This window comes from Promicromonospora sp. NPDC090134, assembly GCF_044746965.1.
Classification (GTDB): Bacteria; Actinomycetota; Actinomycetes; order Actinomycetales; family Cellulomonadaceae; genus Promicromonospora.
The window spans coordinates 156575-170507 of the sequence record NZ_JBIVCZ010000002.1 but is presented as its reverse complement, the minus strand read 5'-3'; the positions used below and the strand labels follow the sequence as shown (position 1 = coordinate 170507).

The window sequence follows — 13933 nt, the reverse complement described above, 5'->3', positions numbered from 1 at the left end:
GGCGGACCGCTCCGCCGCCGAACCGCAGGTCATGCGTAGGTTCGGGCGCGATCAAGAAGTTGCGCGCCCGCGTGTGGGCGCCCTACCTCAACCAGGACGGCAAACCGCGCGTTCAACGGAGGCGTTCCTCCGTCGCCTGCGTGGCCGGGCCGTAGGGATCGCCACTTGCTGACTCATGGACCCGAGTGGCGATAGGCGCGCGGGTGTATGGGCTGGGCGCGGCCGGCGTTGGTGTCCTGCGGACCGGATGGCTTCGCGGTCAGTGGCGCAGCGCTGCCGCTTGGAGCCGCGCAGCAATGACGGAGACGACCAGGGTGGCCGCACCGAACACGATCAACGCTGATCGGCTGCTGATCAGGTGTGTGGCCGCGGTCAGCAGAACCGGTGGCAGACCCACTCCGAGGTAGGCGACGACGAAGAACCTGGCGAGAACTCCGGCTGTCGAACTCGGCTCGGCGGTGGTGATTGCCACGCTGATTGCGGCTTTGAACAGCAACCCTGCTCCGGCACCGGCGATCGCCGATCCCAGCAGGTAGAGGGTGAGCGATGGGTTGTAGAGAGCGACGACAACCAGGGCCATGCCGATGGGCACACCGATGAGACCGAGGACGAGCATCCGAACGACGGCCAGCTTCGGGAACAGCGTCTGCGCGAGGGCGGACGCGCCAAGGACGAGGAAGCCGGCCAGTCCCCAGATAAAGGGGGAGCTCTCGTGCAACTCGCTGTGGACGATGAGCGAGCCGACGGAAGAGAACAGGCCGATGATCGCGAATGAGCAGAACGCTACCGCGGCCGCGCCGAGGAACACCCTGCTCTGTGCGTGGCGTAGGACGAACTTGGGGGCGCCGCCGGATGCCGGCAGCGCGCGGTCGACCGTTTCTGGGCTGAGGCTTACCGAGATCGCGCCGATAGCCATCAATGCGATGAACACGAGATAAGAGGTGGTGAAAGGGTGTCCGACCCAGCGCAGTAGAGCGCCGGCCACCAATGGCCCTAGGGACAGCCCGCCGAGGTTGGCCACCGAAGCGACGGTAGCTGGCACGCGGGAGGCCGGCTGTGCTGGGTGTCCTTCGCGATACAGGTCAGTGAGGTAGGTCGTCGCGGTCGAGGCCATCAGCCCGACGGCGACGCCGGTGAGGACGCGCCCGATGAGGAGCCCGGGAAGCGTCGGCCACCACGCCATCACCGCGGCGGCCGCAATGCCGAACATGAGTGCTGGGACGATGATGCGGCGCCGGCCCCACCGGTCGGAGAGATGACCGAACAGGTAGAGGCTGACGCCCGCCCCGACGACCATGCAGCCGAACGCGAGTGTCACCGTGGTGGGACTGAGGTGGTCCCGTACGGCGTACAGCGGCCACATCGGTGTCGGGACGGTGCCGAACGCTTGCAGCGACGCGAAGGCGGCGGCCACCAGCCAGAAGCCGATGTTGTGCGGCACGACGCGACGACCGGAGCTGTTCGATGGCTTGCTCTCCGGTGCCGCAACGCTCATGGAATGGCCTGACATGGTGGATCTCCTGTGCTGACGGGTGTTCCTGAGTGGGTCGTAGGTGTCAACAAGGCCCGTTAGAACTCCGATGCCCGTCCGGAGGCAGCGCACACAGATGCATTCCATCTCGCTGACAGATGACGTCCTCCAGATAGACTGCTGAGCAGGCGTTGAGAGGAGTGGCCGATGGAGCTCAGGCAGTTACGTCACTTCCTGGCGTTGGTCGAGGAACGCAGCGTCACTGGCGCCGCCAAGCGGGAGCTCATCGTGCAGTCCGGACTGTCGAACTCGATCCAGGCTCTCGAACGTGAACTCGGCACGCCCCTCTACGTGCGGGGAACCCGGCCCGTCCGGCTCACCGCGGCTGGCGAGGCTTTGGTGGGTGCTGCTCGCCGGACATTGACCAGCGCCGCGCAGGCGGAACAGGCCGTCCAGCAGACCCGTGACGTGCTCATCGGCACCCTGCGTATCGGCATCTCGCTCTCCGCTCAGCATCTGGTGCCGTTCGCTTCCTATCTTGGGGAGTTCGCTCGTGACCATCCCGGCATCGACCTGCGTCTGCAGTACGCACCCGGGCTGACGATGATCTCGATGCTGGAGAGGGGAGAGCTGGACTGCGTGATCGGACCCGCCGTCAGCCAGGTCCCGGGCGTCCGGATGACTCATCTGGCGCGAGAGCCAATGGGCCTCGTGTGCCGTTCTGATCACCGCCTGGCGCAGCAGGCAGAGGTCAGTCTGGAACAACTCGCCGACGAGCGGTTCGTCGAGGTTCCCCCGGGGTGGACCGGGCGCCTGCTGAGTGACGCCGCGTTTGCTGGCGAGGGCATACCTCGCCGCGTCGTCTGTGAGGTCGGCGACTGGGAGCTGTTCCTCGAGCTGGTCAGCGCAGGCGTCGGCATCGGGTTCGCTCCGGTTGGCCTGCCGTACCGGGTGCTGACCGCACCAGACAGCGTTCTACGGTTCATCTCGGTTGCGGATGTGCGCCTGGAGAGGCACATCTACCTGATGCTTCCTTCGGTGGGCGAGACCAGTCCGGCAGCAGGGCGGTTCGCCGAAGAGCTGCTGAGCATCCGCGCCGCGGGCACCTGACAGGTGCCTTGGAGCCAAGACATCCCTGTCGACCCGGAGGTGGCGCGGCTGCTGGTCGCGGCACGCCATCTGGTCCTCAGATGGAATCCATCTGAGATGGGTGCGGCGCACATGACATCGACGGGAAGAGACGCGCGGTTGTACAGAGCGAACCTCCACGCCGGTCGTGGAGGCCGACCAGAGGCCGCCCAGAGGCCGCCGCGGCCTCGGACCACGGAGGTCTGTCATGACCAGCGAGCCAGTCCTCGAACCGGCCGCCCAGCAGTTCGCAGATGCAACCGCCGACCCACCCTTCCTGTTTGACCACGGCCCCGAGAAGGGTCGCCTCCCACTTCTCAACTCTCCCCTGGAGGACCCCTGTGAATATTCGCGAGCAACCAACAGCCGATGAGACGTCTGTCGGCCGGGACCACCACCGAGTAGCAACCACAGTCACCATCGGCGGCGACCTCACCGTCGGCCGCGTCGGCTACGGCGCCATGCAGCTGACCGGCCCGAAGGTCTGGGGCGACTACCCCGACCACGACAAGGCGATCAACCTGCTGCGCGAGGTGGTCGCCTCCGGCGTCGCCTTCATCGACACCGCCGACGTCTACGGGCCGCACTCCAACGAAGAGCTGATCCGCGAAGCCCTCCACGCCTATCCGGACAACCTGGTCATCGCTACCAAGGGCGGCTTCCTGCGCGGCGGCCCCGAGTACGCCGACATGGGCTCCACCGGCGCCAAGTGGTACCTGCGCCAGGCCGCCTACATGTCCATGCGCCGCCTCGGTCTGGATCGCATCGACCTGTACTACCTCCACACCGGCGCCTTCACCGACACCCCCTTCGAAGAGAGCGTCGAGACGCTCGCGGGGATGAAGGCCGACGGCCTGATCCGCCACATCGGGCTGTCCAATGTCACCGCCGAACAGCTCCGCACCGCGATGAGCATTACCGACATCGCCGCGGTCACCGTCCACTACAACGTCGCCGTACGCCTCGGCGCCGCCGTGCGCCAGATAGCAGAAGATGCGCGCATCGTGTTCTCGCCCTGGCACCCTGCCGCGGTCCCGGGCGGTCCGGAGGGGGAGCCGTTCCACGCTGTGATCGACCCCATCGCCGCCAAGCACGACGTCACGCCGCAGCAGATCGCGCTGGCTTGGCAGCTGCACCGCACCGCCACAGCACTCCCGATCCCCGGCACCACCAGCCTCACACATCTCCACGAGAACCTCGCCGCCGCCAATATCAACCTGACCCAGGACGAGGTCGACGCCATCACCGCCCTCGCATCGGAGGACTGAGATACCGACCTGGCCCTACCCGACAACGAAGAGGGTGCTCCTATGCCGCTCCGCGACGACGGGACCGGTCTGCTCCACAACGGTGACTTCAAGCTCTGCGGTTCGGCGGCTGACGGCGGAGTGGCCGGCCTGATTTAGCCCGCTGGTCGGTCCGGGTCAGTGATCCGGCAGCAGCACGATCGGCGGGCGGTGCAGCAGGGACAGCGGGTCGATGTAGCGCTCGCCCCGTCGTACGCCCCAGTGCACGCAGGACCGAGGCGCGCAGTGGTTTGGCGTCGTGCCGCCGGCTGAATCGTCGGCCCTACCCTCGTCGGCCCCGCCCTCGACGACGCCGATCGCCGAACCCGCGACGACTGCCGTCCCGACCGGCACGGATGCGGCGACCGGCTCCAGGCTCGTGCTCAGCCCGTCGGGATGGGTGACCATAACGACCCCGCGCCACGCGACCTGTCCCGCGAACGTCACGACACCCGGACCGGGTGACAGCACGCGTGAGCCCGCCGGGGCCGTCAGGTCGGCGCCGCGGTGTCCGGCGCCCCATTCCTCCTCTGGCGGGTCGAACAGGTGCTCCACGCCAGACGGTGGGTCCACACCCGGGATCGGCGGCACATAGCCGATCTCCGGACCATCGGTCCACCTGGACCGAGCGTCACCGTCCGAGACGGGCTGGCCGCCGCCGTCCGAGACGGGCAGGACGTCGACACCCGCCCGGAGGGCGACGTCGGGCCCGGAGCGCACCGCGGCGGCGGGCGCGGTCGCCGCAAGGGCGACGAAAGCGACGGTGAGCAGCGCGGTCAGGACCACGGTTGCCGAGACTCGGCCGAGGCGAAGGCCGAGGGCCGGGCGAGCGGCCGGGCTCGAGACTCGACGGGGAGCTCGGCCGGGGGAGCGGTTCGGGAGGGTCGTCATGCCAGGAGCATCGCCCCGAGCACACGTCGCCGGGCGGCGTCGGGAGCCCACCTGTGCACAGATACGCTCAAGTCCCTCCTGTGGTCGCGCTCGCTGCCTGCTGCCACCGTTGCGGGGGTCTCCCGCGTGGCGCGACGAGCTCCAGAATCCGGCCCGGACAGCGGCCTCAGCGGGAGCGTGCGACGTCACAGTCGGGGCGCAGCGCGTGGGTCCTCGCCGCAGGGGCAGGTCGGGTAGACTTCAACCCGCGACCGGCATGCGCTCCTCAGGGAGGCGCCTGGTCGACATCGCGCGTCACATCAAGTCGCGTCCGGCAGTGGTCCGGCCCCAGGGTCGGCGTCGGGCATGGCGTGGCGCCAGGGGCACCTTCACAACGGAGGTGCCGGCAACCGAACCGCGGCCCGGGCTTTGAGCCTTGGCGTCGCCTGAAATGCGTGCGGAGTTCCCGGGTTGATCCCGGACCGCACCGAAAGGACGTGTCATGGCCGTCGTGTCCATGCGCCAGCTCCTCGAGAGCGGTGTCCACTTCGGACACCAGACCCGCCGTTGGAACCCGAAGATGAAGCGCTTCATCTTCACGGAGCGCAACGGCATCTACATCGTCGACCTGCAGCAGTCGCTGCACTTCATCGACAGCGCCTACGACTTCGTCAAGGAGACGGTCGCCCACGGCGGCTCCATCCTCTTCGTCGGCACCAAGAAGCAGGCCCAGGAGCCGGTGGCCGAGCAGGCCGCCCGCGTCGGCATGCCGTACGTGAACCACCGCTGGCTCGGTGGCATGCTCACCAACTTCACCACGGTGCACAAGCGTCTCCAGCGCCTCAAGGAGCTCGAGGAGATCGACTTCGACGACGTGGCCGCCTCGGGCCTCACGAAGAAGGAGCTCCTGGTGCTGCGCCGCGAGAAGGACAAGCTCGCGCGCACCCTCGGCGGTATCCGTGACATGGCCAAGGTTCCCTCGGCCGTCTGGATCGTCGACACCAACAAGGAGCACCTCGCGGTGGACGAGGCCCGCAAGCTGGGCATCCCCGTCGTGGCGATCCTCGACACCAACTGCGACCCCGACATGGTCGACTACGCGATCCCGGGCAACGACGACGCGATCCGCTCCGTCACGCTGCTCACCCGCGTGATCGCGGACGCCGCCGCCGAGGGCCTCATGCAGCGCCACTCGGGTGGCAGCAAGACCGGTGCCGAGACCGAGCCCGCCGCCGAGCCGCTGGCCGAGTGGGAGCGCGAGCTCCTGGCCGGTGACACCACCGAGGGTACGGTCGAGACCCCGGCCGCGACCGCCGAGGGCACTGTCGAGGAGGCGGCCGCCGAGGCTGCTGCCGCCGTCACCCCGGCCACTCCCGCCGAGGTCGTGGAGGCCGCCGAGGCCGCCGAGGCTGCTCCGGCCGCCGCCCCCGAGGCCGACACCGAGAAGTGACGCGCCGCGCTGACCGGGTCGACCTCGTGTCGGCCCGGTCGGCGCACCGTTCCTCGGGTCGAACGACCTCCCACGAACATCACGACTGCACGGAGGACCAGAACAATGGCGAACTACACCGCCGCTGACATCAAGGCGCTGCGTGAGCGGACCGGCGCCGGCATGCTCGACGTCAAGAAGGCCCTGGACGCGGCCGACGGCGACGCCGACAAGGCCATCGAGATCATCCGGACCAAGGGCCTGGCCCGCGCCGCCAAGCGCGAGGGCAACGCCACGTCCGAGGGTCTCGTCGCCGTCAAGGTCGAGGACACCGCGGCCGGCCAGGTCGCCACGATGATCGAGCTGAACGCCGAGACGGACTTCGTCGTCAAGAACGAGAAGTTCATCTCGCTGGCCGAGGCCGTCCTGGAGGCCACCGCGGCCGCCGGTGCCGCCGACGAGGTCGCGGCTGCCGCCGCCCCCGCCGGTGACGGCACCGTCGCCGAGCTCATCGCCGCACAGGGCGCCACGCTGGGCGAGAAGCTCGTCCTGCGCCGCGTCGCGCGCGTCGAGGGCCCGAAGGTCACGACCTACCTGCACAAGACGGCCAAGGACCTGCCGCCGTCGATCGGTGTCCTCGTGGTCACCGACGAGGCCGGCGAGGCCGTCGCCAAGGACATCGCGCAGCACGTCGCCGCGATGGCCCCGAAGTACCTCACGCGTGAGGAGGTCCCGGCGGACGTCGTCGAGAAGGAGCGCGAGATCGCTCTGGAGACCTCGAAGAACGAGGGCAAGCCGGAGGCCGCGCTGCCCAAGATCGTCGAGGGTCGCCTGAACGGCTTCTTCAAGGAGGTCGTCCTGGTGGACCAGCCGCTGGCGAAGGACCCGAAGACCACGGTCGCCAAGCACGTCGCCTCGGTGAACGGTGCCCTGACCGCGTTCGTGCGTTTCCGCGTCGGTTCCTGACGCAGCTCGTTCGGCCCGGTCCGCGCTTCGGCGCGGGCCGGGCCGACGCATACGCGGCCGGCCGTGTCCGAGGGACGACGCCGGCTCGCACGCCACGCTCCACCAGGAGCGCGGCACGGCTTCGATACTTTTGGTGTGGGGTAGAGCGGGGCGGGCTCCACTTCGCACCAGGGGTCTCGAGGTCGGCCCGGAGGCCTCTGTGTGGTGCAGAGGTGCGTCGCCCGCGAGTCGGGCGCAGTATTCCGGGAGGGCGGTGTCCCGGCAGTGACGATCGAAGGGTGACTGACCAGTGAGTGACGAGGCGACCCAGAACCTCGCGGTGGACGAGGAGGGCAAGCCGGCGCGGCGTGTGCTCCTGAAGCTGTCGGGCGAGGCGTTCGGCGGCGGGAGCGTGGGGCTGGACGCCGACGTCGTCCGCCGCATGGCGAAGGAGATCGGCGTGGCCGTGCGCGACGGCGTGCAGGTGGCGATCGTCGTCGGCGGCGGGAACTTCTTCCGCGGCGCCGAGCTGAGCGTGGCCGGCATGGACCGCGCCCGCGCGGACTACATGGGCATGCTCGGCACCGTCATGAACTGCCTCGCCCTGCAAGACTTCCTGGAGCAGGCCGGCGTCAAGACGCGCGTGCAGACCGCCATCACGATGGGCCAGGTCGCCGAGCCGTACATCCCCCTGCGTGCGATCCGGCACCTGGAGAAGGGCCGCGTGGTCATCTTCGGTGCGGGCGCGGGCATGCCGTACTTCTCGACCGACACCGTGGCGGTGCAGCGCGCCCTGGAGACGGGCTGCGAGCAGGTCGTCATGGGCAAGAACGGGGTCGACGGCGTGTACGACTCCGACCCGCGCCGCAACCCGGACGCGAAGAAGCTGGACCACCTGACCTACACCGACGCCCTCGTGAACCGCCTCGGCGTCATGGACGACACGGCGCTGGCCATGTGCCGCGACAACGACGTCCAGATGCGGGTCTTCGGCATGGAGGGCGAGGGCAACGTGACCCGCGCGCTCGCCGGCGAGCCGATCGGCACGCTGATCACGACGCGCTGACCCGTGCGGCCCGGCCAGGCCGGGTAACGCGCGAACCTTTCGGTAGCCGGGCAAAGTGTCCGTAGAGTGGCCCCGGCACCACCCGTAGACCAACGACAGGAGCAGTGGTGATCGACGAGACCCTCCTCGAAGCCGAGGAAAAGATGGAGAAGGCGATCGAGGTCGCCAAGGAGGACTTCGCGGGCATCCGCACCGGCCGCGCCAACGCCGGCATGTTCAGCAAGATCACCGTCGACTACTACGGCGCGCCCACGCCGCTGCAGCAGCTCGCGTCCTTCAACATCCCGGACGCGCGGACCGTGCTGGTCGCGCCGTTCGACAAGAGCTCGGTGCCCGCCGTCGAGAAGGCGCTGCGCGACTCCGACCTGGGTGTGAACCCGGCGACCGACGGCAACGCCATCCGCATCGTGCTGCCCTCCCTGACGGAGGAGCGCCGCCGCGACTACGTGAAGCTCGCCAAGCAGAAGGCCGAGGACTCGCGGGTCTCGGTGCGCAACATCCGCCGCAAGGCCAAGGAGACGCTGGACCGCATCGTCAAGGACGGCGAGGCCGGCGAGGACGAGGTCGTGCGCGCGGAGAAGGAGCTGGACAAGCTGACCAAGAGCCACGTCGAGATCATCGACCAGCTGCTCTCCGGCAAGGAGAGCGAGCTGCTCGAGGTCTGATGCCCGCACCGCCTCGAGACACGACAGAACGAGACAACGCGCGTACCGCCGTGAGCCCGGAACCCGTACCCGCCGCGAAGAAGTCGCGAGCGGGCCGTAACCTGCCCGCCGCCATCCTCGTGGGCGTCGGCCTGCTCGGCATCGTCGGCGCGTCGCTGTACTGGCGACCCGAGCCGTTCGTCGCGTTCGTGGTCGTCCTGCTGTGGGCGGGGCTCTGGGAGCTGCGGCAGGCGTTCGCACGCCGCGACCTGCGGCTGCCGATGGTCCCGCTGTTCGTCGGGACCGCCGGCATGATCGTCTCCGCCTACCGGGGCGGGCCGGAGGCGTTGTTCGTCGCCTTCGTGCTGACCGTGGCCGCGACCGTGGTGTGGCGGGCGCTCGACGGCTCGGGGCTCAGCGCGGTGCGGGACTCGGCGGCCGCCGTCTTCGCCGCGTCCTACCTCCCGTTCCTGGCCGGTTTCGTGGTCCTCATGCTGGCGCAGCCCGACGGTGAGATCCGCGTCGCGCTGTTCATCCTCCTGGCGGTCGCCAACGACACCGGCGGCTACATCGCCGGCGTCATGCTGGGCCGGCACCCGCTGGCGCCGACCGTGAGCCCCAAGAAGTCGTGGGAGGGCCTGGCCGGCTCGATCGTGCTGGCCACGGCGGTGGGCGTGGTCGGGGCGGTGTACGGCCTCGGCGAGAGCCCGATCCTCGGGATCGCGCTCGGCGTCATGACCGCCGTCACTGCCACGGTCGGCGATCTCGCCGAGTCGCTCCTCAAGCGTGACCTAGAATTGAAGGACATGGGCTCATTGCTCCCGGGGCACGGGGGCGTGCTGGACCGCCTCGACTCGCTGGTCATCACAGCGCCCTTCGTCTATCTCGTGCTCTCGGTGGTTGCCTGATGAAAACTCCCCTTGCCCAGCCTGTCGTGCGTCCGTCGGACGAGACCCCTGCGATCCCGCTCCAGATGGCGCCGAAGCGCCGCGGCAAGCCGCCGAGGCACTTCGCCGACCTCACGCCCGAGGAGCGCGTGGCGTCGGTGCTCGAGGCGGGGGAGCCCGCCTTCCGGGCCAAGCAGCTCGCCACGCACTACTTCACGCACTACACGAGCGACGCCGCGCAGATGACGGACCTCCCGGCGAAGTCCCGGGAGGCCCTCGCGGCCACGATGTTCCCCCAGCTCATCCGCCCCACGCGCAAGCTGGAGGCCGACGGGGGCACCACGGTCAAGACGCTGTGGCACCTGTTCGACGACGCCAAGGTCGAGTCGGTCCTCATGCGCTACCCGAACCGCACCACGCTGTGCGTCTCCAGCCAGGCGGGCTGCGGCATGGCGTGCCCGTTCTGCGCGACCGGCCAGCTCGGCCTGACGCGCAACCTGTCCACGGCGGAGATCCTGGAGCAGGTGCGCGCGGCGTTCCGCTCGCTGGCGGACGGCGAGATCCCCGGCGGCGTCACCCGGCTGAACAACCTGGTGTTCATGGGCATGGGCGAGCCGCTGGCCAACTACAAGGCGGTCATCGAGACGGTGCGCACGCTGGTGGCGCCGCAGCCCGAGGGGCTCGGCATGTCGGCCCGCAACATCACCGTCTCCACGGTGGGTCTGGTCCCGGCCATGCAGAAGCTGACCAAGGAGGGCATCCCGGTGACCCTCGCGCTGTCGCTGCACGCGCCCGACGACGACCTGCGCTCCGAGCTCGTGCCGATCAACACGCGCTGGAACGTCGACGAGACGCTGGACGCCGCACGGAACTACTTCGAGGTGACCGGGCGCCGCGTCTCCATCGAGTACGCCCTCATCAAGGACATGAACGACCACGCCTGGCGGGCCGACCTGCTGGGCGAGAAGCTCAACTCGCGGGGCAAGGGCTGGGTGCACGTGAACCCCATCCCGCTCAACCCGACCCCCGGCTCGATCTGGACCGCGAGCGACCGAGATGTCGAGGACGAGTTTGTGGCACGATTGCGCGGGCACGGGATCCCGACCACGATCCGTGACACCCGCGGCAGCGACATCGACGGTGCCTGCGGGCAGCTGGCGGCTGAGGAGGACGACGAGTGAGTGGGATGTTCAACAGCGTTCCCAAGATGCGCACCGGGTACGACAAGGACGAGGTCGACGAGTTCTTCGAGCATGCCCGGCAGGCGTACGAGGGGCGCACGGCCGAACGGCTGACGAGTGCCGACATCCAGGCCTCGACGTTCGACCTGACCCGTGGCGGGTACAACACCCACGAGGTCGACGCGGCGCTCGACCGGCTCGAGGCGGCGTTCATCGCGCGGCAGCGTGCGGAGTACGCGTCGGCACACGGTCAGCAGGCCTGGATGAACGCGCTCGCCGAGCGTGCGCGTTCGCTGTACGGGCGGCTGGGCCGGCCCGACGGTGAGAAGTTCGCGCCCGCCGACCGCGGGTCGCAGGGCTACGACAAGGACGACGTCGACGACCTGTGCGACCGGCTGATCGGCTACTTCGACCGGCAGGAGCCGCTGACGGCCGGCGACATCCGGTCGGCGACGTTCGGCCGGGCCCGTGGGCCGGAGGCCTACGACGAGGCCTCGGTCGACGCGTTCCTGAGCCGTGCGGTGGAGGTGCTGCTCGGGGTCGAGTGACCTCGGCGTCCGTTGGATCAGGCGTGCGGGTCGCTCGGGCGGCCCGCACGCCTTACTCGTTGTCAGGGTGATCTGCGGCTGGCGGGCGCCGGTACGCCGAGATGACGCTAGGCTCGGCCCTGGGCGGGCGTGATCCGTTCGCCCTGGTGACCTCGTCGACGGACGGCAGACCGCACACGCCTGGGTGGAGATGCGACGGAGTGAGTACTGACGTCGAGGCGGGCGCCGCCCCGTTGCCCTCGGAGTTCCTGTACCGGGACGTCATCGCGCGGCAACGCGCCGCGTACAACACGTTCGTGTCGGGCTATGAGCTCGAAGCGGCGCGCAGGGACGAGTGGGTCGGCCGGTGGTTGGAACCCGTCATGCGGTGGGTGGAACTCGCCGGTCGCCCGAAGCCCGAGATGCGGGTGCTCGACGTCGGGTCAGGTATCGGAAGCTTCGCGGGACATCTGGCACGCAAGGGTTTCGACGTGTGGGCGATCGACATCGCCGACGAGATGGTGGAGCGCACCCGGAGTCGCCTGCGCGCGGTCTACGGACCCGAGGCACGGCGCCGTGTCGCCCGGGGAAGCTTCATGGAGCACGACTTCGGGTCTCAGCGGTTCGACCTGGTGCTCGGAGTCGCCTTCGTCCATTGCCTGCCCAAGCCCGTCGACGTGTCCGCGATCCGTAAGATGGCGGAACTGCTGACCCCTGACGGAGTCGCCTACCTGACCACGACGGCCGAACCCGACGGCAGGGCGGCCCTCGCGCTCAAGGACGCGATGCGTGGCGAGCGTCGAAGCACACTCACGCGCCGCTATCGGACGCGGTACACGCCTCTGCAGTTCATCGAGCGAATCCGTGAGGGTGGCCTCACGCCCTGGTCGTGGTCGGACGCCGGAGATCCGATCGAGCTCGATCACACCACGCCGACGGATGCGATGCCGGTCTTCCCGGACACGCACGTTCCCGGCAAGCACTGGGTCGACGTGGTGGCGACGCGCTCGGGTGCCAGGCTTCCCGTGTCCGTCTGCCAGCCCGGTGCCGTGCGATCAGCTTGCCCGGGCGCGAAACAGACCTCCTCTCGGCTGGCTACCGTCGGCTGATCCGTGGCCTCATCCGGGTCGCCCGGCAACGGCCGGAGCGTCCCTGTTGAAGTCGTGTCCGGTGAGCTGCGAGATGGCCGCAACTGCGATCTCGAGGATGGCAGGGTTGCCGTTGTCGGATTCGTAGTGCTTGGCCTCCAGCCAGAACCGGGCCTCCGGTGCACCGCCGAAGTAATGGTGCTCGATGACGCCGACTGCACGGGTCGTGCCCGGGTCGGCGACCGTAAGACTTAGCGGCATGAACATGCGGTGCGTGTGGATGGTGACCGCGCCCTCCCCGAACTCTGCGTTGAGCTCCTTGCCGAGTCTTGCGAGCGCCGCATGGGACTCCTGCACCAGGACATCGAACCGGGTGTGGCCGTAGTAGCCGCCGGTGAGGCGACGACCGGTACGGTCCCAACGGAGCCAACGGGGCTCGGGCATCACGAAGTGGACCTGAACTCCGCGAGCGACTGCCTGCTTCACCACGCCGGGCGAGCGTGAGATCTTGGTCATCCCGACGCCGCAGCAGACGATGGAGCGCTCGGCCATCTGGAAGATGTCGGTGAACTGGTCCGTTCCCTTGCGGGCATGGCCGATCTTGGAGATCCCACGCAGACGCTGAAGCTCCGCGCGCGCGATCCCGTCCCGGAACAGGCGAACGGCGAAGGTGACGCCCAGGACGACGAGCAGCAGCGACATGGTCACGACGAGCGCGGTCGTGATCCTGTCGTCGAGGAGATTCGGCACGAAAGCGAGCAGCAGGTTGGCGACGGAGCCGACCGCGACCAGGAGCAGGCCTCCGCGGGTCAGACGTTCCATGACGACTCACCTCCGAGACGGAGATCCCTGTACGCGGGATCCACCCGTTCTGCGGCGATAATTATCGCCAGAGGTAATGTAGCAGTAAACATCTGACGAAGAACGGTCCGGTTTTCGCCATGTGGAGGGCTGATCGACCGTTAAGAGGCGGCCGTCGCGGGCTCCTGCGCTTCCCGGAGCAGCACCTCGTGCTGGGTCGCCGTCAGGAACCTGCGGATCGAGTCGCGGCTCCGCGTGAGGCAGTCGATGCGCGCCTGGACCCCCACCAGCTCCGTGGCGAGCTGCTGGGCCACCTCTCGCGGGCAGGTCGGGTCCTCGCGTTCCGCGGCGTCCTCGGCGTCGAGCAGGATCTTGACGAGCCGGGTCGGGATGCCCGCCTGGACCAGGCCTGCGACGCGGCTCACCCGCTCGACATGGGCCTCGGTGTAGGTGCGGTAGCCGTTGTCGGCCCGGTCCGCATCGAGCAGGTCCTGCTGCTCGTAGTACCTGATCAGACGGGTCGTGACACCCGTCCGCGTCGCGAGCTCACCGATGCGCATGGTCCACCTCCGGGCAGGGCCTTGACATTGACACCAGTGTCAAACTTTAG

14 protein-coding genes are annotated in these 13933 nt (G+C 68.9%); 10 read left to right on the top strand and 4 right to left on the bottom strand.

The features are described from left to right. Positions 1–259 precede the first annotated feature (259 nt). Positions 260–1510 (bottom strand): MFS transporter, encoded by a 1251-nt coding sequence (locus ACIPN7_RS07195; protein ID WP_400539473.1) that lies wholly within the window; start codon positions 1508–1510, stop codon positions 260–262. A 168-nt stretch (positions 1511–1678) separates the two neighbouring features. Here ACIPN7_RS07195 and ACIPN7_RS07190 point away from each other — a divergent pair, with 168 nt between their 5' ends. Then, a complete protein-coding gene (locus ACIPN7_RS07190; protein WP_400539471.1) occupies positions 1679–2581 on the top strand; it encodes a LysR family transcriptional regulator in 903 nt (300 codons plus the stop codon). Between the two features lie 359 nt (positions 2582–2940). Beyond that, positions 2941–3867 (top strand): aldo/keto reductase, encoded by a 927-nt coding sequence (locus tag ACIPN7_RS07185; RefSeq protein WP_400539468.1) that lies wholly within the window; start codon positions 2941–2943, stop codon positions 3865–3867. Between the two features lie 156 nt (positions 3868–4023). Here the strand turns inward: ACIPN7_RS07185 and ACIPN7_RS07180 are convergent, their stop codons facing one another. Next, positions 4024–4671 (bottom strand): M23 family metallopeptidase, encoded by a 648-nt coding sequence (locus ACIPN7_RS07180; protein ID WP_400539466.1) that lies wholly within the window; start codon positions 4669–4671, stop codon positions 4024–4026. Between the two features lie 586 nt (positions 4672–5257). On the opposite strand from ACIPN7_RS07180, the gene rpsB reads away from it, so the two are divergent. From rpsB to ACIPN7_RS07140, 8 genes are all read left to right on the top strand, one after another. Continuing rightward, entirely contained in the window at positions 5258–6205 is a 948-nt protein-coding gene (gene rpsB / locus ACIPN7_RS07175) for a 30S ribosomal protein S2 (protein ID WP_400539463.1), read from the top strand. Positions 6206–6310: 105 nt separating this feature from the next. Further along, positions 6311–7150: a translation elongation factor Ts gene (gene tsf, locus ACIPN7_RS07170; RefSeq protein ID WP_400539460.1), complete on the top strand. Its 840-nt coding sequence runs from the start codon at positions 6311–6313 to the stop codon at positions 7148–7150. A gap of 289 nt (positions 7151–7439) precedes the next feature. Further along, positions 7440–8195 carry a UMP kinase gene (pyrH, locus tag ACIPN7_RS07165; protein ID WP_400539457.1) on the top strand — a complete coding sequence of 252 codons (756 nt, stop codon included), beginning with the start codon at positions 7440–7442 and terminating at the stop codon, positions 8193–8195. 107 nt (positions 8196–8302) lie between these two features. Then, positions 8303–8860, top strand: coding sequence for a ribosome recycling factor (frr, locus tag ACIPN7_RS07160; protein ID WP_285105098.1), 558 nt, complete (start codon positions 8303–8305; stop codon positions 8858–8860). 50 nt (positions 8861–8910) lie between these two features. Then, positions 8911–9747: a phosphatidate cytidylyltransferase gene (locus ACIPN7_RS07155; protein ID WP_397393259.1), complete on the top strand. Its 837-nt coding sequence runs from the start codon at positions 8911–8913 to the stop codon at positions 9745–9747. 65 nt (positions 9748–9812) lie between these two features. Beyond that, positions 9813–10907: a 23S rRNA (adenine(2503)-C(2))-methyltransferase RlmN gene (rlmN, locus tag ACIPN7_RS07150; RefSeq protein ID WP_397393845.1), complete on the top strand. Its 1095-nt coding sequence runs from the start codon at positions 9813–9815 to the stop codon at positions 10905–10907. 5 nt (positions 10908–10912) lie between these two features. Beyond that, on the top strand, positions 10913–11455 hold the full coding sequence (locus ACIPN7_RS07145) for a DivIVA domain-containing protein (protein ID WP_285105094.1): 543 nt from the start codon (positions 10913–10915) through the stop codon (positions 11453–11455). A 233-nt stretch (positions 11456–11688) separates the two neighbouring features. Beyond that, a complete protein-coding gene (locus tag ACIPN7_RS07140; protein ID WP_400539453.1) occupies positions 11689–12543 on the top strand; it encodes a class I SAM-dependent methyltransferase in 855 nt (284 codons plus the stop codon). A gap of 9 nt (positions 12544–12552) precedes the next feature. Here ACIPN7_RS07140 and ACIPN7_RS07135 read toward each other — a convergent pair whose 3' ends face one another. Together ACIPN7_RS07135 and ACIPN7_RS07130 are read right to left on the bottom strand one after the other, a co-directional pair. After that, the gene (locus ACIPN7_RS07135; protein ID WP_400539450.1) at positions 12553–13344 is read right to left on the bottom strand and encodes a hypothetical protein; all 792 of its coding nucleotides are present in this window, start codon (positions 13342–13344) and stop codon (positions 12553–12555) included. A gap of 140 nt (positions 13345–13484) precedes the next feature. After that, positions 13485–13883, bottom strand: a complete 399-nt coding sequence (locus ACIPN7_RS07130) for a MerR family transcriptional regulator (protein ID WP_400539448.1) — start codon at positions 13881–13883, stop codon at positions 13485–13487. Between the last annotated feature and the right edge of the window lie 50 nt (positions 13884–13933).

Excerpts from the sequence above, each read along its gene's own strand:
- ACIPN7_RS07195 (WP_400539473.1), bottom strand. The coding sequence starts at position 1,510 with ATGTCAGGCCATTCCATGAGCGTTGCGGCACCGGAGAGCAAGCCATCG.
- ACIPN7_RS07190 (WP_400539471.1), top strand. The coding sequence starts at position 1,679 with ATGGAGCTCAGGCAGTTACGTCACTTCCTGGCGTTGGTCGAGGAACGC.
- rpsB (WP_400539463.1), top strand. The coding sequence starts at position 5,258 with ATGGCCGTCGTGTCCATGCGCCAGCTCCTCGAGAGCGGTGTCCACTTC.
- tsf (WP_400539460.1), top strand. The coding sequence starts at position 6,311 with ATGGCGAACTACACCGCCGCTGACATCAAGGCGCTGCGTGAGCGGACC.
- rlmN (WP_397393845.1), top strand. The coding sequence starts at position 9,813 with ATGGCGCCGAAGCGCCGCGGCAAGCCGCCGAGGCACTTCGCCGACCTC.
- ACIPN7_RS07145 (WP_285105094.1), top strand. The coding sequence starts at position 10,913 with ATGTTCAACAGCGTTCCCAAGATGCGCACCGGGTACGACAAGGACGAG.
- ACIPN7_RS07135 (WP_400539450.1), bottom strand. The coding sequence starts at position 13,344 with ATGGAACGTCTGACCCGCGGAGGCCTGCTCCTGGTCGCGGTCGGCTCC.
- ACIPN7_RS07130 (WP_400539448.1), bottom strand. The coding sequence starts at position 13,883 with ATGCGCATCGGTGAGCTCGCGACGCGGACGGGTGTCACGACCCGTCTG.